We start from the raw sequence: 20897 nt of genomic DNA, 5'->3' as shown, positions 1-20897 counted from the left end.
CGTCATCCCTTGCCGGCGGGCGCAGGCGTCGTCTCGACCGAGAAGCCGCGCCGCGGCTGAGACTCGAGAAAATCCTCCAGCGACTTCAGCCCATGGCCCATGGCGCCTTCCCGCACCGCCACGTCCTTGAACCGCGTCGCCTCGTAGAGCCAGCTTTTGGGCGGCGGCAATTCCCAGGCATGGCGGTTGCCGCGATGCCATCGCACGGGCTCGTCCTCGATGTCGCCCATCTGGATCGCGGCCGGCAGGATCTCCACCCGGTGCCCGTCGGGGTCGCGCAGATAGGTGTAGAGGACGTGGCCCTGCCCGTGCCGGCCCGGACCCCGTTCGAGGCAGCGGCTGAAGCCGATGTTGTGCGCCGTATCCAGCGCGCGGAACATCGCCTGCAGATCGGCGACGATATAGCCGAAATGGTGCATCACCGGCCCCGGCCGCGTCAGGAACACCACGTCATGCGGGTTGCTCTTGCGGTAGAGGAAGATGCCGAGCGGCCGCTCATCCTCCGGCCGGTCCACGAAGTAGTCGGAGATGCGGAAGCCGAGATCGGTGTAGAAGCGGCTGGCGGCGACGACGTCGGGCACGAGCAGCTGGAAGTGGTCCAGCCGCAGCGCCGCCGCGCCCTTGTGCAGCTGGAACTGGTCATGCAGCCGCGGCTGGGGTGGCATCCGCGCGCAGAATTCCAGTGGCACGCCTTCGGGGTCGCTGACATGCAGCGTCTTTCCCTGGAACGGCACGTCCACGAAGCGCGCGGGGATACCCTGCGCGTCGAAATACGCCTTCGCCTGGTCGAGGTCCCGGTCCTGCAGGACGCGCAGCCCGATGCGCTCGCAGACCGGCTCGTCCTGCGCCTGGCGCAGCACGAGCGAGTGGTGCGCGCTTTCCTCCACGCCGCGGAGATAGGCGACGCCATCCGCCTCCGCCGTGACCACGAGCCCGACGACGCCGGTATAGAAGGCCTTGCTGGCGGCCAGGTCGCGCGTCGTCAGGACGATGTGGCTGGCCCGCGTCACGTTGAAGGGCGGGTCGAAATTCGTCTGCGGGATCATGCCGCGTCCTCTCTCAGAGCCGCTTGAACCACGGCTCGTTCTCGATCCTCAGCGGCCCGTTGATCCGCGCCACCGCGTTGTACCAGGCGACCGCCATGACGAGGTCCATGACCTCCCGCAGCGGGAAGGCGCGGGTCAGCGCCTCCCAGGTCTCGTCCGCCACCTGGATGCGCTGCGTGGCTTCCACCGCGTAGCGCAGCAGGGCCCTTTCGCGGTCGTCGAAGAGGGGCGATGTCTCCCACTGGTCCAGCGCCTCCAGCTGCGCCCGCGGCACGCCGGCGCGGATCGCGTGGTTCCAGTGGTGGTCGAACTCATAGGCGGAGCTGGCGGCCAGCGCCGTCATCATGATGCCGAGCTCGCGGTGCCGCTGGCTCAGCACCGATCCCCGCTTCATCTCCCCGGTGAAGGACAGCAGCGCATCCATCAGGTTGGGCAGGTTCGCGAGTGCGAGGAAGACGTGGGAGGTCGGGTTTCCCCTCTCCCGCTGCATGCGGTCATAGGTGTCGTGCCATTCCGCCGGCATGTCCTCCCGGCGCGGCAGCGGGATCCGGGCCATGGCGACGGCCTATTGGGAGACGATGTTGCGTTCGCGGATGACGCGGGCCCAGTCGTCCCACTCCTTCTCCACCCGCGCGCGGATGGCGGGCAGGGGCTGCGGCGTGGTGAGCATGGAGGCCTCGGTCGCGCGCGCCTGGTATTCGGGCGTGCCCATGATGGCGGCGATCTCCGCGTTCAGCCGCTCGACGATCGGCTCCGGCGTGCCGGCCGGCGCGAAGACGCCGAACCAGTAGTCCATGTTCACCGCCGGGGCGACCGTCTCCGACACCAGCGGCACCTCCGGCAGCGCCGTCGCCGGGCGTTCCCCCACCACCGCCAGCGGCCGCCCCTGGCCGGAGGCGAGGAAGGGCCGCGCCGTCAGGATGTCGAACAGCACGACATGCACGTCGCCCGCGGCGAAGGCCGCGGCCAAGGGTCCGCCGCCATTGTAGGGGGAATGCACCATCTGCGTCCCCGTCTCCGCCATGAAGAGTTCCATGGCGACGTGGCTGAAGGCGCCGACGCCGTGGCTGCCGAGGTTGAAGCGGCCCGGATTCGCCTTCAGCTCCGCCACCAGTTCCTGGATGGTGGTGGCGCGGATGGCAGGGTTCACGACGATGACCGAGGGGCCGCTGAGCGTGACGGCCACGGCCACCAGGTCCCGCGGCGTGACATAGGGCGGCGGGCGGCGAAGCTGCGGCGCGACCAGCGACCCGCTGCTGGAATGCAGCATCAGCGTGTGCCCGTCAGGCGCCGCCCGCACCGCCGCCTGGGTGCCGACGATCCCGCCGCCGCCGGGACGGTTCTCGACGATCACCGGGCGGCCCAGGCGCTGGGCGAGCGGGGCGGAGAGGATGCGGGCGAAGATGTCGCTCTGGCTGCCCGGGGCGACCGGCGCGATGATGGTGACGTTGCGGCTGGGATAGCCCGCCTGTGCCAGGGCGGGCGTCGCGAGGGCCGGTCCGAGCGTCGCCAGCCCGGCGCCGGCCACCAGCCCGCGTCGCGTGATTCCGGTCATGACATTCCTCCCATTGTGTTGTGCTTGTCGTTCAAGAAGGCGGTCAGGCAGCCTCGACGCGGACCTCCACCGTGGCCACGCGGCCGACGCTCGCGCGCATCACGTCGCCGGGCCGGACGGGGCCCACGCCTTCGGGCGTTCCGGTCATCAGCACGTCGCCGGGATGCAGCGTGTAGAAGGATGACGCAAAGACGATCAGGTCGCGCACGGAAAGGATCAGGTCGCGCGTATTCGCGCGCTGGCGCGGCTCCCCGTTCACCTCGAGGGAGACATCGACATCGCCGGGATCGCCGAACGCCTCGGCCGTGACCATCCAGGGGCCGAGGACGGTGTAGCTGTCCCCGGATTTGCGGAAGGAGCGTTCCTCCGGCCCGCGCAGCGTCATGTCGAGGCCGAGCGTATAGCCCGCGACGTGGGAGAGCGCGTCCTCCGCCGCGATGTCCGTCCCCGCCTTGCCGATGATGGCGACGAGTTCGATCTCGTGGTCGTTCCGCCGGTCGGTGTGGCGAAGCCGCACGGGGTCGGAGGTGCCGATGATGGAGGAGGTCGCCTTCAGGAACAGGCCGCTTTCCTGGATCTGGCGGACATGAGCGCGGGAGAAGGTCTCCGGCTCCGCGATCGCCTCGTCGAGGTGCTTGCGATAGTTCACCGGCGCGGCGACGACCTTACCGGGATTGGCGACGGGCGGCAGGAAGCGCACGGCCGAGACGGGCTTCGCGGGCGCGGTCCGCGCGGCGTCCCGGATCGCCGGCATCAGGTCGGGCAGGGCGGCCAGCAGCGGATCGTGGCGGGGCATGATGCCGCGATGGGCGGGCAGGCGGTCCAGCACGGGGGTGACGTCCCGCACGACGTCGTCCTCCACCACGCCCAGGCGGTCGTTGTCGAACAGGCAGATCTTCATGTGGTGTGCACAGCCAGGTTCATCGCGGCCTCCCTTAAATTCGATCGTGATCGAAAATGGGGCGGACGGCAAGCGCCTTCGGAGGAGGGCGTGGGCCATGGGGCATCACGGCCCCGTCCTGTAGGATGCGCCATCCCGGAGGGTGCATGGACGACCAGGTGAACAGCACGGCAGGAGAGCCGGCCGCGACGGGCCGGCGCGCGCGGAACAAGCGGGACAAGCTTGACCGCATCCGGAACGCCGCCCTGCAGCTATTCTCGGAGCGCGGCTACGACGACACGACGCTGCGCCAGATCGCCGCGCTGGCCGGTGTCGGCTTCGGCACGATCTTCGCCTATGCGCATGACAAGCGGGACCTGCTGTTCCTTCTCTACACCGAGGATATCAGCCGGCTCAGCACGGAGCCGTTCCGCACGCTCGATCCGGCGCAGCCCTTCATCGGGCAGTTGCTGCATGTCTTCCAGGGCAACTACGAGGTCTTCGCCCGTGACCCCGCGCTGGCGCGCGTGCTGCTGCGGGAGATCACCTTCGACATGTTCAGCCCGTCACGCCGGAACCACCTGCCGGACCGCAGCCTCATCATCGCCGGGCTGGGTCGCCTGGTCGCGGCGGCACAGGCGCAGGGCCGCATCGGGACCCGGTGGCCACCGGACCTCGTCGCCCTGACGCTCTACTCGACCTATAGCGGTGCCGTCCGCGCATGGCTGCGATCGGCGCGGCCGGTTGCGGCGGAGGGGATCGCGCTGCTGCGCAGCATGCTGCTGCTGCAGATCGTCGGGCTCGATCCGGGAGAGGGCGAGGTGGGGTAGGCGACCGGTAAGGGCCGCTGCTCATCGCCGGGCCGCAGAGGCTAGCCGGAACGGCGTGCGGAACGCCATCGCGGGCCCGCGCGGCATGGGCCGTGCCGACTGGGACTAGGCGCCTGCGATCGGGGAAACGGTGGTGGAGGTGAGCGGGATCGAACCGCTGACCTCGTCATTGCGAACGACGCGCTCTACCAACTGAGCTACACCCCCGCACCGTGGGGGCGCGTTATCGTCGGGCGACCGGCAGGTGTCAAGCGGGGGGCCGTGCCTTGTTCGGTAACCCTTGGCCCACTAGGTTCCGGCCGCAACACCTGGGGTGCGCTGATGCTGCTCGATGCCGTGTTCTTCCTTCTCCGGGCGGCGCTCGACCTGTTCTGGTGGGCCGTGATCCTGGCCGCCATCGTGCAGACGCTGCTGGCCTTCAACGTGCTCGATGGGCGGAACCGGATCGTCTGGACGATCGCGGATTTCCTCTACCGCGTGACGGAACCCGCACTGCGGCCGGTGCGCGGGAAGCTGCCCAACCTGGGCGGCATCGACCTTTCGCCCCTTGTCGTCCTGCTGCTGATCACCGCGGCGCAGATCGCGCTGGGCGCGATCCAGGGCTACCTGCTGCGGGGCGGCCTCTACTTCTGACATGGCCACGCCCTGGCGCTGCCGCGCCGATGGCGTGGACCTGGCGGTGAAGGCGCAGCCCCGGGCGAAGCGGCCCATGGTGGGCGGACTGTCGCCGGATGGCGGCGCCATCCGCGTGGCGGTGGCGGAAGTGGCGGAGGATGGGCGCGCCAACCGCGCCATCGGCCAGGCGCTGGCGAAGGCGCTCGGCGTCGCGCCTTCCGCCGTGGACTTGCTGCAAGGGGGCGGGTCGCGCCAGAAGGTGTTCCGCATCGCCGGCGACCCGGCGGACCTGATCCCGAAACTGGAAAAGCTCATCGCATGACGGCCCGGATCATCGACGGCAAGGCGGTCGCCGCCGATCTTCGCCAGCGCATCGCGGCCCGGGTGGCCGGCCTCGGCTACCGCCCCGGGCTGCGCGTGGTGCGGGTGGGGGATGACCCGGCCTCGGGCGTCTATGTCCGCAACAAGGACAAGGCGGCGAAGGAGGTGGGCTTCGACAGCGCCACCATCGCCCTGCCCGCCGCGACGACGGAGGCCGAGCTGCTGGCCGTGGTGGCGCAGCTCAATGCCGACCCGGCGGTGGACGGCATCCTGGTGCAGTTGCCGCTGCCGCCGCAGATCCGGGCGGATGTCGTCATCTCCGCCGTGGCGCCGGAGAAGGATGCGGACGGTTTCCATCCGTTGAATGCCGGGCGCCTGGCGTCCGGCCAGGCGGGGCTGGTGCCCTGCACGCCGAAGGGGGTGATGCACCTGCTCGCGGCCTCCGGCGCCGTGCTGCCGGGCGCGCGGGCCGTGGTGCTCGGGCGGTCCAACATCGTCGGCCGGCCCATGGCGCAGCTGCTGCTGGCGGCCGATTGCACGGTCACCATCGTCCATTCGCGCACCCGTGACCTGCCCGCGGAATGCCGCCGGGCGGAGATCCTGGTGGCCGCTGTCGGGCGGCCCGAAATGGTGCGTGGCGACTGGATCGCGGAGGGTGCGACCGTCATCGATGTCGGCATCAACCGGCTGCCGGATGGGAAGCTCGTTGGCGATGTCGCCTATGCGGAGGCCGCGACGCGGGCGGCGGCGATCACGCCGGTGCCCGGTGGCGTCGGCCCCATGACCATTGCCTGCCTGCTCGAGAACACGCTGGACGCGGCGATCGCGCGAAGGAAATAGCCCGTGGGACGGGGCGGCTGGCTGATCGGCGGCAGCTTCGTCGCGATCTGGGCCTCGGCCTTCACGGTCGCGGGCGTGGTGGTGCGGGAATGGCCGCCGCTCTGGGCGCTCGGCATCCGCTTCGGGCTGACGGCGCCGATCCTGCTGGCCATCGCGGTGGCGATGCGGGGGCGGGTACCCTCCGCCGGCGATGCGCTGCGGGTCGCGGCGCTCGGCCTCTTCGGCATGGGCGGCTACCTGGCCTGCGCCTGGCTCGCCATGGCGCGCATCCCGACCGGGCTGGTGGCGCTGATCTGCGCCACGACGCCGCTGCTGGTCGCGGCCGGGGAGAGCCTGGTGCTGCGCCGGCCCCTGCCCCGCCTCGCCTGGGTCGGGCTGCTGCTGGGCTGGGCTGGGGTGGCGCTGCTGGGCTTCCTCCGCGCGCTGGACGGGCTGGATGGGGCGGAGGCCGCGGGCTTCGGCTTCGCCATCGTCGCCGCCGCCGGGCAGGCGGTGGGGCTGCTGATCTTCGCCCCCGCCAAGGGGCGCGTGGACATGTGGGCCGCGAGCCTCGGCCAGACCGCCGTCTCCGCCCTGCTCTGCCTGACCCTCGCGCTGATGCTGGAAGGCGGACCGCCGGGGCTGCCCGGGCCCGCGACGCTGGCGGCGCTGCTCTGGTCCATGCTGGTGGTGGGGATCGGGGCCTATGCCCTCTATTTCCTCATGCTGAAGCGGGTGCCGACCTCCACCGCCTCCGCCCTGCAATTGCTGGCGCCGCCCGTCGCCGCGGTCTTCGGCTGGGCGTTGCTGGGGGAAAGGCTGTTCCTCAGCGATATCCTCGGCGGGCTGCTGACCCTGTCGGGCCTGGCCCTGCTGTTGCATGCCCGATCGCGCGGATGAACCGGGAAGACCGACCTTGACCGACCAGACCCCCGACATCGTCGCGACCGCGACCCGCATCGCCTACGAGAATCGCTGGATGCGGGTGCGGGAGGATGCGATCCGCCGGCGGGATGGCTCCCCGGGCATCTACGGCGTGGTGGAGAAGGACGACTTCACCCTGGTGGTGCCGATCCATGCCGACGGGTCGATCGAGCTGGTGCAGCAATACCGCTACCCCGTGGGCGAGCGGCTCTGGGAATTTCCCATGGGCATGTGGGGCCCGCCGGGGACGGACCCGCTGGTGGTCGCCGCGCATGAGCTGCGAGAGGAAACCGGCCTGGTCGCGGCAGAGTTGCGGCATGTCGGCACGATGTTCGAGGCGCCGGGCACGATGAACCAGGGCGCGCATATCGTGCTCGCCACCGGCTTGACGCGAGGCGAGGCGGCGCTGGAGACGGAGGAACAGGACCTCATCGCCCGCCGCATCCCGCGCGCCGAATTCGACCGCATGATCCGGGAGGGCGAGATCCGGGACGCGATCACCATGGCCGCCTGGGGGCTGCTGCTGGTCAAGGGCTTGGTCAAGCCTTGACCAGGCTGCGCGCGACGGGTTAGTCAAGGCTTGGTCAACCCGACGGAGCCCGCCATGCGGACCGTGAACGTCTATGAGGCGAAGACCCACCTCTCCCAGATCCTGGCGGAGGTGGAGGCGGGGCAGGACGTGATTGTCGCCCGCAACGGCGTGCCGGTGGCGCGCATCACGGCGGTGGCGCCGAAGGTGCAGCGGGAGCCCGGCGACCTGCGGAAACTGCCGGGCTGGGAGAACTTCGTCTACGACCCCGCCATCTTCGCTCCCCTGACGGATGAGCAGATGAAGGAAGAGGGCTGGGATTGAGCCCGACCCGCAAAGGCTTCGCGGAGGCCGCGGCAGGCTGGCCGGCCTATCCGCCGGGCGCCTGCCTCGCCGATGCCTGTGCCCTGATCGTGTTCCATGCCCTCGCGGGCGCCGGTATGTCCGCGGCCGGCCGAGCGGGCATGCAGGGCGGGGAGGTCTACGTCATCGCGGAAACGGTCTGGGAGATCACGCGCAAGGCTGCCGATGGTAGGCTGCCGCCTTTCGCGCCCTTCGACGACCTTGGCTTCCCGGCCTTCCTGCGCGAACGCGGCTACAAGCCCTTGGCCGTGGACTGGGACATCGCCGCCCGCGCCGCCACCCTGCCGCCGCATCACCGGGACCCCATGGACCGGATGCTGATCGCGACCTCCATCGCGACCGGCCTGCCCATCATCACCAATGATGCGGCCTTCGCGGCCTATGGCGTCAGGCTGGTCTGGTAGGCCAGGTCAGCACCGGCCCGGCTTCCAGCACGCCCCCGCGGGCCGCTTCGGCCAGCAGGTCCATGGCGCGGTCGGAGGGTGCGACGCCCTCCGGCAGCGTCACCGCCAGCGACACCGCCTCCGCCCGCTTTTCCACGGCAAGGCCGATGCGGGCGCCCTGCGGCAGGCCGGGCACGGCATCCTGCACCAGCGCCAGCAGCGCCAAGTCCAGGCGGGCGCGATCCAGCGCCACTTCCGGTACCCCCTCCGCCAGAGTCAGGTCCACGCCATGCCGCGCGCCGGCCGCCACGGCCAGCAGCGGCAGCACCTGCCGCAGCGCCTGGGCCAGGGAAGCGCGGGTCGGCTCCTCCACCGGGCGCCGCGCGGCGTCGAGGAAGCCGCGCATGGTGGCGTCCAGCCGCTTCGAGGCCTCGATGCAGCGATCCAACTGCCGGCGCGGCGCGCCATCGGCCACGCTGCGGCCCAGCAGCTCCAGGTTCGACGCCAGCACCATCATGGCGTTGTTGATGTCATGCTGCACCGCCGGCGCGATGCGCCGCAGGCGGTCATGGCGCTGCGCGGTCAAGTCTTCAGCCAAGGCCGGACACTCCTTCATCCCCCGGCCGTGCCGCCGCCCGAGGCGGATGGCACGGGCTCGGATTGGGCAAGTCCCTCCAGGATATCCCGGAACAGCCGGGCCGGCAGGGTGCCGCCAGCCACATCAACCATCGGCGACCCGTCATCGTTGCCGAGCCATATGCCGATGACGAGTCCCGCGCCCGCAACGGGCGCGATTCCGATGAACCAGGCATCGCGGAAATCCTGCGTCGTGCCCGTCTTGCCCGCCACGGCGCGCGCGCCGGGGGGCTGCGCGGCGCGGCCGGTGCCGCGCGCCACCACCGCGTCCAGCATCCGGCGCATGGCCTGCGCCGCCTCCGGCGTTGTCACGCGGCGCGAAGCCGGGGGCGCCACGGGCACGGCGCGGCCATCGGCGCGGGCGGCGGCCAGCCCGCGCGGGTCCGGCAGCAGCCCGCCATTGGCGAAGGGGGCATAGGCGGCCGTCAGGTCCAGCAGCGTCACCTCCCCGGTGCCGAGCGCGATGGTCGCGTCGCGCTGGAAGGGGCCGGGCAGGCCGAAGCGGCGCGCCGTCTCGATCGCCGCGCGCGCGCCGCCCGCGCGCTGCAGGACCCGCACGGCCGAGGTGTTGACCGAATGGGCCAGCGCCTCCTCCAGCGTGATCTCGCCGCGGGGGCGCCAGCTGCCATTGCCCGGGGACCAGCCGCCCAGCGTCAGCGGGCCGTCCGCGACCGGGTCCTGCGGCGTCGCCCCCGCCTCCAGCGCCGTCAGGAAGACGAAGGGCTTGAAGGCGGAGCCCGGCTGGCGCCGCGCCTGCGTCGCCCGGTTGAACTGCGTGCTGCGATAGTCGCGCCCGCCGGCCATGGCGCGGATGTTGCCGGTCGCGGCCTCCATCGCCACCACCGCCCCCTGGCCGACCCGCGCGCGCTGCCCGGGGCCGGCCAGCAGCGCCTCCAGCCGCGCCTCCACCACCGCCTGCATCCGCAAATCGAGCGTGGTGCGCAGCACGAGGTCGGCATTGCCGGGGAAGCGGCTGCCGAGGTCATCCATCACCCAATCCGCGAACCAGCCCGAGTCGCGGGACGGGCGCGGCGGGATGCGGATGGCCTCCGCCGCCTGGGTCGCCTGGCGGGGGGTGATGACGCCGACATCGGCCATGGCGGCCAGCACCTCCGCCGCCCGCCCCGCCGCCGCTTCCGGCGCGCTGCGCGGATTGAGGCGAGATGGCGCCTTGGGCAGCCCCGCCAGGATGGCCGATTGCCAGAGGTTCAGCCGCGCCGCCGGCACGCCGAAATAGAGCCTGGCCGCCGCATCCACCCCATAGGCGCCGGCGCCGAGATAGACGCGGTTCAGGTAGATCTCGAGCAGCTCGTCCTTGCTAAACTTCCATTCCAGCCACAGCGCCATGACGGCTTCCTGCGCCTTGCGGCGGAAGCTGCGCTCCGGCGTCAGGAACAGGTTCTTTGCCAATTGCTGCGTCAGGGTGGAGCCACCTTGCGCGACGCGGCCGGTGGTGAGGTTCACATAGGCCGCGCGGGCGATGCCGATGGGGTCGATGCCGAGATGGTCGCGGAAGCGCCGGTCCTCGATGGCGATCACCGCGGCCGGCAGATGCGGCGGCAGATCGCGCAGCCGGACGATGTCGCCGACCACGTCGCCGGAGGTCGCGATGATGCGCCCATCCGTCGCTTCCAGCGTGACGCCCGCGCGCCGTGTCGTGGTCAGCGCCAGGTCGGTGCGCGGCAGGTCCCAGGTGAGGAACAGCAGCAGGCCCGCCAGCGCCACGCCGCCCCAGACCGCCAGCAGCACCAGCCAGCGCAGCCAGCGCCAGGCGCGGCGCGGGCGCTTCGCGGGCGCCGGCGGGGCGGCGCGCCGGGGGCTGGCCCGGGCGGCAGGCGGTTCCGGCTTGCGGGCGATTCGGGCCATCCATCGCGGCTGTAGCATGGCCGCCCCCGGGCGCCCCAGCGGCGCAGTGATTCCTTGCCTTTCAGTGACGGAACGTCCATCTGCGACCGCGATGGCAGCCCGCAGAAGGCCGCCCGACTCCTCGAACAGGGACCTCCTCCATGACCGATCTTTCGCGGCGCGCGGCGCTGCGCCTTGCCGCCGCCGGCAGCCTGGCCGGCCTTGCCACCCCTGCCCTGGCGCAGGACTGGACGCCGCCCGGCCCGGTGCGGCTGATCAACCCCTTCGCCCCCGGCGGCAGCCCGGACATCCTGGCCCGCGCCATGGCGCCGCACATGCAGGGCTTCCTCGGCCAGCCCATGGTGGTGGAGAACCGCCCGGGCGCCGGCGCCGCCGTCGGCACCCGCAGCGTGGCCCGCGCCGCGGCGGATGGCACCACGGTGCTGCTGGCGCCCATCTCCTCCGTCATCGCGCCCTTCATGATGCGGGAGCCCGGCTATGAGCTGGGCGAGTTCAAGGCGCTGACCTGGCTGGCGACGACGCCCTTCGTGCTGGTGGTGCGCAGCGGGCGCTGGGCGGATGTGGGCGAGTTCGACCGCCACCTGAAGGCCAATCCCGGCCGCCTCTCCGGCGCCACCGGCGGGTCCGGCACGCCGCACCAGCTGGCGGCGGAGCTCTATCGCGGCGCCAGCGGGGGCGACTTCACGCTGGTGGGCTATCGCGGCACGGCGCCGGCGCTGACGGACCTGCGCGCCGGCGTGGTGGACTTCATGTTCGCCGACATGCCGGCCGCGCTCGGCCAGATCCGCCAGGGCGGGCTGCAGGCGCTGGCGGTGTGCACGCCGTCCCGCGTGCCGGCCCTGCCCGATGTGCCGACCATGGCGGAGACGGTGGCGCCGGGCTTCGAGGCCAATAGCTGGGTGATGTGGTGGGTTCCCGCCGCCACGCCGGATCCCGTGGCGCGCCGCCTGTCCGCCGCCGCGCTGCACGGCCTGGCGCAGCCCGATGTCCGCACCCGCGCGGCGGAAGTGGGCTTCCTGCTGCATGGCACCGACATGGCGGGGGCGGAGGCCCACAAGCGCAGCGAGACGGAGAAGTGGGGCACGCTGATCCGCGCCCGCGGCCTGCGCTTCGAGGAAGGCTGAGGCCCGGCGGCGATGGCGCGGATGGCGGGCATTACACCGCCGAGCATATGTCGTGACCTGCGGCCGACACCGTCGGCCGAGGCCGCGAATGCGGCCCGCCGCTTATGCGGCGAAGCCAAGCGGCCGGATGGCCGCGCCGGCGTCTGAGGGCGGAAATGCGCCAGCATTTCCGCACATCGGTATTGGACCGCCACCCGGCCATCGCCCTCAACCTGCCAGGATCATCCCCGAGGCCTTCTGCGCCACCGCCAGCACCGTCGCGTTGATGTTGCAGACCGGGATGTCCGGGAAGACGGAGGCATCCACCACCCGCAGCCCGTCGACGCCGCGCAGCCGGAGCGCGGGGTCGAGCGGCGCGCCCGTGCCCTCGCCCCCCATGCGAACCGTGCAGGAGGGGTGATAGACGGTGCCGCCGGTCTCCGCGGCGAAGGCGGCCAGTTCCTCATCGGATTGCAGGGCGGCGCCGGGGCGGAGTTCACCGGCGACGATCCCGCGCAGCGGTTCCGCCGCCATCCAGCGCCGCGCCAGGCGGATGCCCCGCACCACCGCGGCGCGATCCTCCTCCGCCGTCAGGAAGCGCGGCGCGATGACGGGGGCGCGGGCGGGATCGGCCGAGGCGAGCGTCACGCTGCCCCGCGACAGCGGCCGGCATTGCCAGGCGCCGAGCGTCAGCCCGGGCTCCGGGTCCGGCACGCCGATCCTTCCCTCGGCCCAGGAGACGGGGCCGCCATTCAGCTGGATGTCCGGCGCCTCCAGCCCCGGCAGCGTCCTGGCGAAGACGCCGACCATGCCGGGGGACCAGGTCAGCACGCCATCGCCGCGCAGCGCCCAGCGGGCGAGTTCCAGCGCCAGTCGCGGCCAGGCGATGCGGCGGTTGGCGGACCAGCGATGGTCGGTCAGCCGCCAGGTCATGCGGGCGATGTAGTGGTCCTGCAGGTTCCGGCCGATGCCGGGGATGTCCCGCAGCACGTCGATCCCGTGGTCCCGCAGATGCTCCGCGGGGCCGAGGCCCGACAGCATCAGCAGGTGGGGCGAGCCGATCGCGCCCGCGCTCAGGATCACCTCCCGCCGCGCCGCGACGATGCTTTCCACGCCGCCGCGCCGGATGGCGACGCCCGTGGCGCGGCCATCCTGCACCACGATCCGCAAGGCGAGCGCGTTGTCGAACAGCGCGACACCGCGCGCCAGCGCCGGCCGCAGGAAGGCGCTGGCGGCGGAATGCCGCCGCCGCCCGCGCCGCGTCTGCTGGAAGGTGGAAAATCCCTCCCGCACCGGGCCGTTCATGTCGCGCGGCGTGGGCAGGCCGATGGCGGCGGCGGCCTCCCGCAGCTTCGCCACCAGCGGCGGCACTTCCGCGAGGTGCTCGACAGCAAGCGCGCCATCCCGGCCGCGATGCGGCGCCTGCTCCTCCGCCCGTTCATAGGCGGCGAAATGGGGCGCGAGGTCCGCCCAGGACCAGCCCGTGCAGCCCTTCTGCGCCCAGAGGTCGTAATCCGAGGGATCGCCCCAGACATGGCCGAGCCCGTTGATGGCGGAGGACCCGCCGAGCACCCGCCCGCGCGGGTAGTCGAGCGCCCGGTTGCCCGTGGCGGCGTCCGGCGCGGTGGCGAATCCCCAGGTGAGGGTTGGATGCGTCAGGATGCGGGCATAGCCGGCCGGGATGTGCAGCCAGGGATGCCGGTCCTGGCCGCCGGCCTCGATCACCGCGACCGAAGCGCCCCCCGCCGAAAGCCGGTCCGCCAGCAGGCAGCCCGCGCTGCCGGCGCCCACCACCACGAAGTCGAAAAGGGGGGGCGTCACGCCCCCACGCCCGGCACCGGCCCCACCTCCCGCGCCACGCTCAGCAGCAGGCGGCGGAGCCAGGCATGGCCGGGATCGGCCTCGAAGCGGCGGTGGAAGACGAGGCTGAGGCGCGTGTGGTTCAGCTCCACCGGGCAGGGGCGCAGCACGAGGCCATGCGTCTCCGCCAGACGCTGCGCGAGGCGGCCCGACAGCGACATCACCATGTCCGTCCGCATCAGGATGTCCGGCACCGCGCCGAGATGCGCGACGACGGCGCCGAGCCGGCGGGGGTGCCCGGCCTCCGTCAACGGCCCGTCCAGCGCGCCGTCGCGCGAGCCGTTGGCGGAATGCAGCAGGTGCGGGAAGGCGGTGAAGCGCTCCAGCGTCATCGGCCCTTCCGCCAGCGGATGGCCGGGCCGCACCAGTGTGAGAAAGCCCTCCGGCAGCAGGCGCACGCGGGTGTAGAGGGCGGGCGGTTCCGGCAGCACGGCGATCGCCATCTCCGCCGTGCCGGCCTCCAGGATCTCCATCGCATTGGTGCGGTCGGCGTGCCGTACCGCGACCAGCGCGCGCGGCGCGTCCTTCGCCATCAGTTCCAGCAGCGGCGGCACCAGCACGCTCTCCGCATACTCGCTCATCGCCAGGGTGAAGACGCGATCCGTCGTCGCGGGGTCGAAGGGCGCATGGTCCGCCAGCGTGGTGCGCAGCGTGTCCAGCACCTGCGCCACGGGGCCTTCCAGCGACAGGGCCAGGGCCGTGGGCTCCACGCCGCCGGGACGGCGCAGGAACAACTCATCCTTCAGCGCCGCGCGCAGCCGCGACAGCGCGTTGGAGACGGCGGGCTGGGAGAGGTTCAGCTTCTCCGCCGCGCGCGTCACATGCCTCTCCCGCGCCACCGCGTCGAAGACGCGCAGCAGGTTCAGGTCGAGGTTCTGCAGATCGGCCAAGTCGCCACCCCATCATTCGTCCTGGTGATGATGGGTGTTCCGTCCCGCTGTTGGAAGGGCGGGCCGTTGCGGGACCATACAGGGCGCCAAGAGGGGCGCCTGACGCGCCCCGCCCGGAGACCAAGACGATGTTCACCGACACCCGCACCACCACCCCCTATGCCGCCGCGCTGCTGCGCGTGACGCTGGGCGTGGCCTTCCTGGCCCATGGCCTGCTGCTGAAGATCATGACCTTCGGCCTGGCCGGCACGATGGGCTATTTCGGCTCCATCGGGTATCCGCCGATCCTGGGCGCCGTCGTCGCCATCGCGGAAACGGCCGCGGGCATCGCGCTGATCGCCGGCGTCTGGACCCGCCTGGTCAGCATCGCGGCGCTGCCGATCATGATCGGCGCCACCATCCAGCATGCCGGCCAGGGCTGGCTGTTCAACGCGCCGGGCGGCGGCTGGGAATTCCCGGCCATGTGGACGGTGCTGCTGGTGGTGCAGGCGGGCCTCGGTGCCGGGGCCTTCGCCCTCGACCCGGCCCGGCTGATCGGCCGCGGCACGGTCGAAGCCCGGGCCTGAACGAGGCCGGCAGGCGAACCCCCTGGGGGCAACCCCCGGGGGTGTTTCGCATCTACCCGCCCGTTGATCCGAAGCCGCCCGCACCGCGCGCGGAGACGCTGGAGAAATCCTCCACCACGCGGAAACTCGGCCGCAGCACCGGCACGAAGACCATCTGCGCGAAACGCTCGCCGGGCTCCAGCACGATCGGCTCGCTGCCCGGCCCGTTGCGGTTCCAGCAGCTGACCATGATGGGGCCCATATAGTCGGGGTCGATCAGGCCGACGAGGTTGCCGAGCACCAGGCCGCGCTTGTGCCCCATGCCCGACCGCGGCAGCACCAGCGCCGCCATGCCCGAATCCGCCATGTGCACCGCGATGCCGGAGGAGACGAGCACCGGCGCCGACCCCGGCATGATGGTCAGCGGCGCGTCGAGGCAGGCCATCAAATCCACCGCGGCCGCCATCTCGCTCTGGTAGCGCGGCAGGCCCCACTCCGCGAGCCGCGCATCCAGCACCTTCAGTTCGACATCCATCCGTCAGGCATCCCGCGCATAGGGCCGCATGGCGCGGCCGTGGCGCGTTATGCCAGAGGGCGCCTCACGCCTCCACCGGTGCCTCGATCGCCTCCGCCTTCACGGTCGCGTCCTTGTTCGCGGCGCCCCAGAGCTTGCGGGTCTTCTGGAAGCGGGAGATCAGGAATTCGCCGGACGTCACGGGCGAATAGGCGGGCTCCGCCACGCCGAGCTGCGCGGGATCGACGGTGGTATTGAAGTCGGGATTGCAGAACAGCGGCATGGAGATGCGCGGCGCGTTCTTGGTGTGGATCACGCGATGCACCGTCGCCTTGAAGCGCCCATTGGTCCAACGCTTCATCAGCTCGCCCACATTGATGACATAGCCGCCCGGGATCGGCGGCACGTCGAGATACACGCCATCCTTGCCCATCACCTGCAGCCCGCCGGAATAATCCTGCCAGAGGATGGTGATGATGCCGTGGTCGGTATGGGCGCCGGAGGCCGTTTCCGTCGCGCCGAGGCCGATCGCGGTGGCGTAGGGGTAGTAGTGGTTGATCACCATGTCGGCGACCGGCCGGGTGAAGTGGCGGGAGAAGAAATCCTCCTCCTGCCCCAGATACAGCGCGAAGCCCTTCAGGATGGTCGTGCCCACTTCCAGGCTGCCCTGGTAGTAGGCGGAGAGCGCTTCCTCGAAGCCCGGCAGAGCGGGCCAGTTGTTGGGGGCGTAGAGCGGCGTGCCGGCCAGCACCTCCGGATCGTCCGGCTTGCAGGGGAAGCCGAGGTCGAAGCTGTCGCGCGCGAATTTCAGGCCGCTGGCATGGATGGTGTCGCCCATCTTGCGATAGCCGCGATTGTTGCGGTCGCATTCCACCGCGAGCTTCGCCTCCATGGGCTGGGCGAAGAATTCCAGCGCCTTCTTCCAGGCGGCCTCGATCGTCTCCAGCTTCACATGGTGGCCGACGGCGTAGAAGAAGCCGATCTCATCGCAGGCGCGGCCGATCTCATCGGCCACGCGGCGACGCTCCGCGATGTCCGGCGAATAGAGGCCCGAGACGTCGATGACGGGGATGGAGGCCGGGGCCTCGACCTTGATGGCGGCACTCATGCGGCGTTCTCCTTGGGGGATGCCTTGCGTCGGGTCGCGGCCTCGCGCCAATCGAGGCGCCGGCCGATCTGGTGGACGATGGCGTAGAGGGCGAAGGACAACAGGGTCGCGAGCAGCGCGACGGCATAGACCTGGTCGCCGCGATAGGTCTGCATGGCGCGGTTGATGATGAAGCCGAGCCCCTCGGAGGAGATCATCCATTCCGCGGAGATGGCGACGATGATGGCGCTGGTCGCCGCGATTTCCTGCGCCGCCACCACATGCGGCACGGCATAGGGCAGGCGGACATGCAGGAAGGTCGTGGTCCATCCCGCATTCAGCACGCGCATGCGGTCCAGCATCACGGGATCCGCCGCGCGCAGCCCCTGCATGGTGTTGACCAGCACGGGGAAGAAGCCCGCCAGCGCCACCACCGTGACCTTGGAAACCAGCGTATCGCCCAGCGCCAGGGACAGCACCGTCACCAGCGCGACATAGGGCATGTTGCGCAGCGTGATCGCCGCCGGCATCAGCATGTGGCGCGTGGCCGGGATGGCGTCGAAGAGCAGCGCCATGCCGATGCCCGCGACATTGGCGAAGATCAGCCCGAGTGCCGCCACCTGCAGGGTCGAGACCAGGTGCACGGTGATGAAGGCCCGGTCCTCCACCAGCGTCGCCAGCACGCGCTCCGGCCGGGGGATGACGAAGGAAGGCAGGCCCGAGACGGCGATGGCGAGGTACCAGAGCGCGAGGATGGAGGCGATCGGCGCCACCACCCGCAGCACGGCCCAGAGCGGCTTCAGGCTGATCCGTGCGCGCGGCTTCGGTGCCGCGACCGGCGGCGCCAGCGCGACGGCGTGCCCCCCATCCATCATGCTGCCAGCGCCCTGCCGAACAGCAATTCCCGCGCCCGCGCCGCGGCCGCGATGAAGCGCGGATCGGCGCGGAAGGAAGGCGGGCGCGGCCGCGGCGCGTCCACCGCCACGATCTCTACGATGCCGCCCGGCGCCGGGGAGAAGACGACCAGGCGATCGGCCAGCATCACCGCCTCCTCGATATTGTGCGTGACGAACAGCACCGTCTTGGGGCGGCGCGCGAGTTCCGCGTCGAACCAGGCGCCGAGTTCCTCCCGCTTCATCTCATCGAGCGCGCTGAAGGGCTCATCCATCAGCAGCACGGCGGGGTCATGCGCGATGGCGCTGGCGATGTTCACGCGCTGGAGCATGCCGCCCGACAGCTCCGCCGGGCGCTTGCCCTCATGCCCCGCAAGCCCGAAATCGCGCAGCAGCAGGCCGGCGGGGAAGCCGATGCGGCGCGCGATCTTCTGGGTGAAGCGGACATCGTCCTCCGCCCGCTTCCAGGGCAGCACCGCCGGCCGCTGGGAGACGAGGCCGATCTGCCGGTTGCGCCGCGCCGCGGATGCGCTGTCCGCGCCGATCCGCACCTCGCCGCCGCTCGGACTCTCGAGGTCGGCCACGATGCGCAGCAGCGTCGTCTTGCCGCAGCCGGAGGGACCGATCAGCGCGACGAACTCCCCCGCCGCGACCTCGAGGTCCGTCGGCCGCAGCGCGACGCTGTCCCCGAACCGGCGCGAGACGCCGCGGACGGAGACGGGCGCGGCCATCAGGCGGAAACCGGACCGGGGAGGAAGCGCGTGGTCATCGCCTCCTCCGTCGCCACGGCGCGGGGGATCTCATTCGCCTCCCGCAGCAGCGTGGACATCGCCGTCCAGGTCGCGGCATTCATCGTCAGCGGCCCGCCCGCCGGCGTGTCGTCGCTGGTGAAAAGCGGGTTCTGCACCCGCCAGCGCCAGGCGAGTTTGTCCGCCGTCTCGATCTGCCCCTGGAAGCGGGCGACGAGCTGGATCGCCTCCTCCGGGTTGGTCAGGATGAACTGGATGCCCTGCGCCACGGCGCGGAGGTAGCCGCGCACGAGATCGGGATTCTCCTGCAGCGTGCGCGATGTCGCGAAGATGGTGTCGGCATAGGCGTTGAGGCCCCATTCGCTGAAGCGCAGCGCCTTCCAGGTCTTGCCGCGCAGCGCCGGCGGCGCGTCCGGCTTCGCGGCCTCCTGCTCGATCTGATAGGCCTGGTTGGTGATCCAGCCCGCAAAGAAATCGACACGGCCGACCATCAGCGGCTCCGCATTCGCCTGCACGGTCACGAGGCGGATCTTCGTCTCATCCACCCCGTTCAGCCGGGCCATGGCACGGGCGAAATATTCGGAGCCCGCCTGCACGCCGAGATTCTTTCCCTCCAGCGATTTCGGCGTGGGGTCGGGATCGCCGGGGTTGGCGATGGTCAGGTAGGCGGCGGGCGATTTCTGGTAGAGCGCGCCGATCGCCTGGATGTCGATCGGGTCCCGCGCCGTGCGCGCGGCCAGGATATGCAGGCCGGAGGTGGCGAGGCCGAATTGCGCCTGGCCCGCGGCGACGATCGGGATCGGGTTCCGCCCCGGCCCGCCATCGACGATGCGGTGCGCGATGCCCTGCGCGTCGAAATAGCCCTTGGCCTCCGCGATCATCAGCGGCGCGAATTCGCCATTGCGCAGCCATCCCAGCTGCGTCGCCGCCTGCATCGGCCGGCGCTGCGCGAAGGCCGGCGCGGCCAGGGCCGTGGCGGTCAGGCCGAGGAGGAGGGAGCGGCGGCCAGGCGACATCATGCGGGATCATCCTTCCCACGCCGCGTGTGGCGCGGGCGGGAAGGATGGTCCCGTGCGGAAAGGCGGGACAAGCGACTTGCCCCGCCCGCGCCGCCCAAAGTGGGGGCAGCGTGTCGCGATTCGCCTAGGAAGCGGTCACCACCGCCTCTTCTTCCGCCTTTTCGCCTGCCGGATCGGCAACCGCCTCCGCAGCCTCGGCTTCCGCATCCACCTCCGGATGCAGCGCGGTGCCGACCGGTACGGCCGGGGCAATGGCGAAGCTGCCCTTCTCCTCCGGCGGCGGCGCCGGGCGCTGGCGCATGCGCCACAGCCCCCAGCCCAGCACCAGCGCCTGCGCCGCCGCCATGGCCACCGCCAGCCCCATGGCGCCAGCCGCCGACATGGCGGCGCCCGACACGATGGGCCCGAGCGTCGCCCCCAGCCCCTGCAGCACCAGCAGCCCGCCGGCGGCGGAGACATAGTCGCCGGGCTTCACCGTATCGTTCACATGCGCGGCGACGATGCCGTAGGTCGGCATGACGCTGGCGCCGAAGATCGCGGCGCAGGCGCAGATCACGACCAGCCCCGCATCCGCCGGCACCAGGTTCACCAGCAGCGGCAGGACGATGGCGGCGACGCCGGCCATGGCGACGGCGACGATCCGCCGGTCGATCCGGTCCGACAGCCGCCCCATGGGCCAGGACATCAGGAAGCCGCCCAGCGTCGCGCTGGCCATGACGAAGGCGATGCCGCCGCCCTCCATCCCGCCATTGGCGAGTTGCAGCGGCGCCAGCGCGAAGAAGCTGGCGGTGGTGAAGCCGCAGAGCGCCGCGGCCACCACGCCGAAAGGCGACCCGCGATAGAGGCCGAGGAGGTCGATCCGCGCCTCCCCCACCGCATGGGCCGGCGCGCTGGCGCCGGAGACGGCGACGGGAACGAGGGCGAGCGAGATCAGCACCGCCACGATGCAGAAGGCCGCGAAGCCCGCCGTATCCACGGTTGTCAGCAGCATCTGTCCACCGATGCCCGCGACCAGGCCCGCCATGCCGTAGAGGCCGAGCACGCGGCCGCGATTCTCCGCCGTGGCGGCGGCGTTCAGCCAGCTCTCCACCGTCATGAAGAGGCCCGCGAAGCAGAAGCCCGTCAGGGCGCGAGTCGCGATCCAGGCGATCGGGTGCATGACCAGCAGGTGCAGCAGCGCGGCGGTGGAGGCGATGGCCGCGAGGGCCGCGAAGGTGCGGGTGTGGCCGACGCGGCGGATCAGCGCGCCCGCGCGCAGCGACCCCGCCACGACACCACCCCAGAAGGCGGCACCGACGAAGCCGATGATGGCGGCATCGAAGCCTTCGAGGTTGCCGCGCACGCCGAGCAGCGTGCCCTGCAGCGTGTTGCCCATCTGCATGCTGGCATAGCCCAGCAGCAGCGCGGCGAGGGTGGAGATGACGGCACCGAAGCTCGGCGCCGTGGTGGGGGAGGAAACCGACATGCAGA

General features: G+C 71.5%; 24 protein-coding genes and 1 tRNA gene. 10 read left to right on the top strand and 15 right to left on the bottom strand.

Going from position 1 to position 20897, the window contains the following annotated elements; translation table 11 throughout:
- Nucleotides 1-2: 2 nt before the first annotated feature.
- From JJI54_RS05175 to JJI54_RS05160, 4 genes are read right to left on the bottom strand one after another with little or no spacing between them, the layout of a single operon-like run.
- On the bottom strand, nt 3-1046 hold the full coding sequence (locus JJI54_RS05175) for a VOC family protein (protein ID WP_203071568.1): 1044 nt from the start codon (nt 1044-1046) through the stop codon (nt 3-5).
- Nucleotides 1047-1059: 13 nt separating this feature from the next.
- Nucleotides 1060-1602, bottom strand: a complete 543-nt coding sequence (locus JJI54_RS05170; protein ID WP_203071566.1) for a carboxymuconolactone decarboxylase family protein — start codon at nt 1600-1602, stop codon at nt 1060-1062.
- A gap of 9 nt (nt 1603-1611) precedes the next feature.
- Nucleotides 1612-2601 (bottom strand): Bug family tripartite tricarboxylate transporter substrate binding protein, encoded by a 990-nt coding sequence (locus tag JJI54_RS05165; protein ID WP_203071564.1) that lies wholly within the window; start codon nt 2599-2601, stop codon nt 1612-1614.
- 43 nt (nt 2602-2644) lie between these two features.
- The gene (locus JJI54_RS05160) at nt 2645-3502 is read right to left on the bottom strand and encodes a fumarylacetoacetate hydrolase family protein (RefSeq protein WP_203071562.1); all 858 of its coding nucleotides are present in this window, start codon (nt 3500-3502) and stop codon (nt 2645-2647) included.
- Between the two features lie 146 nt (nt 3503-3648).
- On the opposite strand from JJI54_RS05160, the gene JJI54_RS05155 reads away from it, so the two are divergent.
- The gene (locus JJI54_RS05155; RefSeq protein WP_203071560.1) at nt 3649-4311 is read left to right on the top strand and encodes a TetR/AcrR family transcriptional regulator; all 663 of its coding nucleotides are present in this window, start codon (nt 3649-3651) and stop codon (nt 4309-4311) included.
- A gap of 131 nt (nt 4312-4442) precedes the next feature.
- Here the strand turns inward: JJI54_RS05155 and JJI54_RS05150 are convergent.
- A tRNA-Ala gene (locus JJI54_RS05150) sits at nt 4443-4518 on the bottom strand.
- A 114-nt stretch (nt 4519-4632) separates the two neighbouring features.
- Here JJI54_RS05150 and JJI54_RS05145 point away from each other — a divergent pair.
- From JJI54_RS05145 to JJI54_RS05115, 7 genes are read left to right on the top strand one after another with little or no spacing between them, the layout of a single operon-like run.
- Complete coding sequence (locus JJI54_RS05145; RefSeq protein WP_203071558.1) at nt 4633-4944, top strand: YggT family protein; 312 nt, start codon at nt 4633-4635, stop codon at nt 4942-4944.
- 1 nt (nt 4945) lies between these two features.
- Nucleotides 4946-5248 carry a DUF167 domain-containing protein gene (locus JJI54_RS05140; protein WP_203071556.1) on the top strand — a complete coding sequence of 101 codons (303 nt, stop codon included), beginning with the start codon at nt 4946-4948 and terminating at the stop codon, nt 5246-5248.
- The gene (gene folD, locus JJI54_RS05135) at nt 5245-6087 is read left to right on the top strand and encodes a bifunctional methylenetetrahydrofolate dehydrogenase/methenyltetrahydrofolate cyclohydrolase FolD (RefSeq protein WP_203071554.1); all 843 of its coding nucleotides are present in this window, start codon (nt 5245-5247) and stop codon (nt 6085-6087) included. The genes JJI54_RS05140 and folD overlap by 4 nt, the downstream gene beginning before the upstream one ends.
- 3 nt (nt 6088-6090) lie before the next feature.
- On the top strand, nt 6091-6966 hold the full coding sequence (locus tag JJI54_RS05130; protein ID WP_203071552.1) for a DMT family transporter: 876 nt from the start codon (nt 6091-6093) through the stop codon (nt 6964-6966).
- A 16-nt stretch (nt 6967-6982) separates the two neighbouring features.
- The gene (locus tag JJI54_RS05125; RefSeq protein ID WP_226381375.1) at nt 6983-7540 is read left to right on the top strand and encodes an NUDIX domain-containing protein; all 558 of its coding nucleotides are present in this window, start codon (nt 6983-6985) and stop codon (nt 7538-7540) included.
- 54 nt (nt 7541-7594) lie between these two features.
- Nucleotides 7595-7843 carry a type II toxin-antitoxin system Phd/YefM family antitoxin gene (locus tag JJI54_RS05120; protein ID WP_203071548.1) on the top strand — a complete coding sequence of 83 codons (249 nt, stop codon included), beginning with the start codon at nt 7595-7597 and terminating at the stop codon, nt 7841-7843.
- On the top strand, nt 7840-8286 hold the full coding sequence (locus tag JJI54_RS05115) for a type II toxin-antitoxin system VapC family toxin (protein WP_203071547.1): 447 nt from the start codon (nt 7840-7842) through the stop codon (nt 8284-8286). The genes JJI54_RS05120 and JJI54_RS05115 overlap by 4 nt, the downstream gene beginning before the upstream one ends.
- Here JJI54_RS05115 and JJI54_RS05110 read toward each other — a convergent pair.
- Together JJI54_RS05110 and JJI54_RS05105 are read right to left on the bottom strand one after the other, a co-directional pair.
- Nucleotides 8270-8863, bottom strand: a complete 594-nt coding sequence (locus JJI54_RS05110; RefSeq protein WP_203071545.1) for a HAMP domain-containing histidine kinase — start codon at nt 8861-8863, stop codon at nt 8270-8272. The genes JJI54_RS05115 and JJI54_RS05110 overlap by 17 nt on opposite strands.
- 14 nt (nt 8864-8877) lie before the next feature.
- Nucleotides 8878-10767 carry a transglycosylase domain-containing protein gene (locus JJI54_RS05105; protein WP_203071543.1) on the bottom strand — a complete coding sequence of 630 codons (1890 nt, stop codon included), beginning with the start codon at nt 10765-10767 and terminating at the stop codon, nt 8878-8880.
- A gap of 140 nt (nt 10768-10907) precedes the next feature.
- Here JJI54_RS05105 and JJI54_RS05100 point away from each other — a divergent pair, with 140 nt between their 5' ends.
- Nucleotides 10908-11891 (top strand): Bug family tripartite tricarboxylate transporter substrate binding protein, encoded by a 984-nt coding sequence (locus tag JJI54_RS05100; RefSeq protein ID WP_203071541.1) that lies wholly within the window; start codon nt 10908-10910, stop codon nt 11889-11891.
- Nucleotides 11892-12098: 207 nt separating this feature from the next.
- Here the strand turns inward: JJI54_RS05100 and JJI54_RS05095 are convergent, their stop codons facing one another.
- Nucleotides 12099-13691 carry a GMC family oxidoreductase gene (locus JJI54_RS05095; protein ID WP_203071539.1) on the bottom strand — a complete coding sequence of 531 codons (1593 nt, stop codon included), beginning with the start codon at nt 13689-13691 and terminating at the stop codon, nt 12099-12101.
- A complete protein-coding gene (locus tag JJI54_RS05090) occupies nt 13688-14620 on the bottom strand; it encodes a LysR family transcriptional regulator (RefSeq protein ID WP_203071537.1) in 933 nt (310 codons plus the stop codon). The genes JJI54_RS05095 and JJI54_RS05090 overlap by 4 nt, the downstream gene beginning before the upstream one ends.
- 128 nt (nt 14621-14748) lie before the next feature.
- Between JJI54_RS05090 and JJI54_RS05085 the strand changes: the two genes are divergently transcribed.
- On the top strand, nt 14749-15186 hold the full coding sequence (locus JJI54_RS05085) for a DoxX family protein (RefSeq protein ID WP_203071535.1): 438 nt from the start codon (nt 14749-14751) through the stop codon (nt 15184-15186).
- A 52-nt stretch (nt 15187-15238) separates the two neighbouring features.
- On the opposite strand, the gene dut is transcribed toward JJI54_RS05085, so the two are convergent.
- The 6 genes from dut to JJI54_RS05055 all read right to left on the bottom strand — a co-directional run bounded on the left by dut (nt 15239) and on the right by JJI54_RS05055 (nt 20892).
- Nucleotides 15239-15700, bottom strand: a complete 462-nt coding sequence (dut, locus tag JJI54_RS05080) for a dUTP diphosphatase (RefSeq protein WP_203071533.1) — start codon at nt 15698-15700, stop codon at nt 15239-15241.
- A gap of 64 nt (nt 15701-15764) precedes the next feature.
- The gene (locus JJI54_RS05075; protein ID WP_203071531.1) at nt 15765-16787 is read right to left on the bottom strand and encodes an isopenicillin N synthase family dioxygenase; all 1023 of its coding nucleotides are present in this window, start codon (nt 16785-16787) and stop codon (nt 15765-15767) included.
- On the bottom strand, nt 16784-17641 hold the full coding sequence (locus JJI54_RS05070) for an ABC transporter permease (protein ID WP_203071529.1): 858 nt from the start codon (nt 17639-17641) through the stop codon (nt 16784-16786). The genes JJI54_RS05075 and JJI54_RS05070 overlap by 4 nt, the downstream gene beginning before the upstream one ends.
- Entirely contained in the window at nt 17638-18390 is a 753-nt protein-coding gene (locus tag JJI54_RS05065; protein ID WP_203071527.1) for an ABC transporter ATP-binding protein, read from the bottom strand. Before JJI54_RS05065 ends, JJI54_RS05070 begins: the two co-directional genes overlap by 4 nt.
- A complete protein-coding gene (locus JJI54_RS05060; RefSeq protein WP_203071525.1) occupies nt 18390-19427 on the bottom strand; it encodes an ABC transporter substrate-binding protein in 1038 nt (345 codons plus the stop codon). The genes JJI54_RS05065 and JJI54_RS05060 overlap by 1 nt, the downstream gene beginning before the upstream one ends.
- A 124-nt stretch (nt 19428-19551) precedes the next feature.
- Complete coding sequence (locus JJI54_RS05055; RefSeq protein WP_203071523.1) at nt 19552-20892, bottom strand: MFS transporter; 1341 nt, start codon at nt 20890-20892, stop codon at nt 19552-19554.
- Nucleotides 20893-20897 lie beyond the last annotated feature (5 nt).

The sequence above is a fragment of the Falsiroseomonas ponticola genome (assembly GCF_016805305.1).
Classification (GTDB): domain Bacteria; phylum Pseudomonadota; class Alphaproteobacteria; order Acetobacterales; family Acetobacteraceae; genus Falsiroseomonas; species Falsiroseomonas ponticola.
This window is presented reverse-complemented; position numbering and strand designations above follow the sequence as displayed.

Coding starts and splice junctions, on each gene's coding strand:
- JJI54_RS05170 (WP_203071566.1), bottom strand. CDS start 1,602: ATGGCCCGGATCCCGCTGCCGCGCCGGGAGGACATGCCGGCGGAATGG.
- folD (WP_203071554.1), top strand. CDS start 5,245: ATGACGGCCCGGATCATCGACGGCAAGGCGGTCGCCGCCGATCTTCGC.
- JJI54_RS05105 (WP_203071543.1), bottom strand. CDS start 10,767: ATGGCCCGAATCGCCCGCAAGCCGGAACCGCCTGCCGCCCGGGCCAGC.
- JJI54_RS05060 (WP_203071525.1), bottom strand. CDS start 19,427: ATGATGTCGCCTGGCCGCCGCTCCCTCCTCCTCGGCCTGACCGCCACG.
- JJI54_RS05065 (WP_203071527.1), bottom strand. CDS start 18,390: ATGGCCGCGCCCGTCTCCGTCCGCGGCGTCTCGCGCCGGTTCGGGGAC.
- JJI54_RS05120 (WP_203071548.1), top strand. CDS start 7,595: ATGCGGACCGTGAACGTCTATGAGGCGAAGACCCACCTCTCCCAGATC.
- JJI54_RS05085 (WP_203071535.1), top strand. CDS start 14,749: ATGTTCACCGACACCCGCACCACCACCCCCTATGCCGCCGCGCTGCTG.
- JJI54_RS05155 (WP_203071560.1), top strand. CDS start 3,649: ATGGACGACCAGGTGAACAGCACGGCAGGAGAGCCGGCCGCGACGGGC.
- JJI54_RS05140 (WP_203071556.1), top strand. CDS start 4,946: ATGGCCACGCCCTGGCGCTGCCGCGCCGATGGCGTGGACCTGGCGGTG.
- JJI54_RS05070 (WP_203071529.1), bottom strand. CDS start 17,641: ATGATGGATGGGGGGCACGCCGTCGCGCTGGCGCCGCCGGTCGCGGCA.
- JJI54_RS05160 (WP_203071562.1), bottom strand. CDS start 3,502: ATGAAGATCTGCCTGTTCGACAACGACCGCCTGGGCGTGGTGGAGGAC.
- JJI54_RS05165 (WP_203071564.1), bottom strand. CDS start 2,601: ATGACCGGAATCACGCGACGCGGGCTGGTGGCCGGCGCCGGGCTGGCG.
- JJI54_RS05175 (WP_203071568.1), bottom strand. CDS start 1,046: ATGATCCCGCAGACGAATTTCGACCCGCCCTTCAACGTGACGCGGGCC.
- JJI54_RS05075 (WP_203071531.1), bottom strand. CDS start 16,787: ATGAGTGCCGCCATCAAGGTCGAGGCCCCGGCCTCCATCCCCGTCATC.
- JJI54_RS05055 (WP_203071523.1), bottom strand. CDS start 20,892: ATGTCGGTTTCCTCCCCCACCACGGCGCCGAGCTTCGGTGCCGTCATC.
- JJI54_RS05145 (WP_203071558.1), top strand. CDS start 4,633: ATGCTGCTCGATGCCGTGTTCTTCCTTCTCCGGGCGGCGCTCGACCTG.
- JJI54_RS05100 (WP_203071541.1), top strand. CDS start 10,908: ATGACCGATCTTTCGCGGCGCGCGGCGCTGCGCCTTGCCGCCGCCGGC.
- dut (WP_203071533.1), bottom strand. CDS start 15,700: ATGGATGTCGAACTGAAGGTGCTGGATGCGCGGCTCGCGGAGTGGGGC.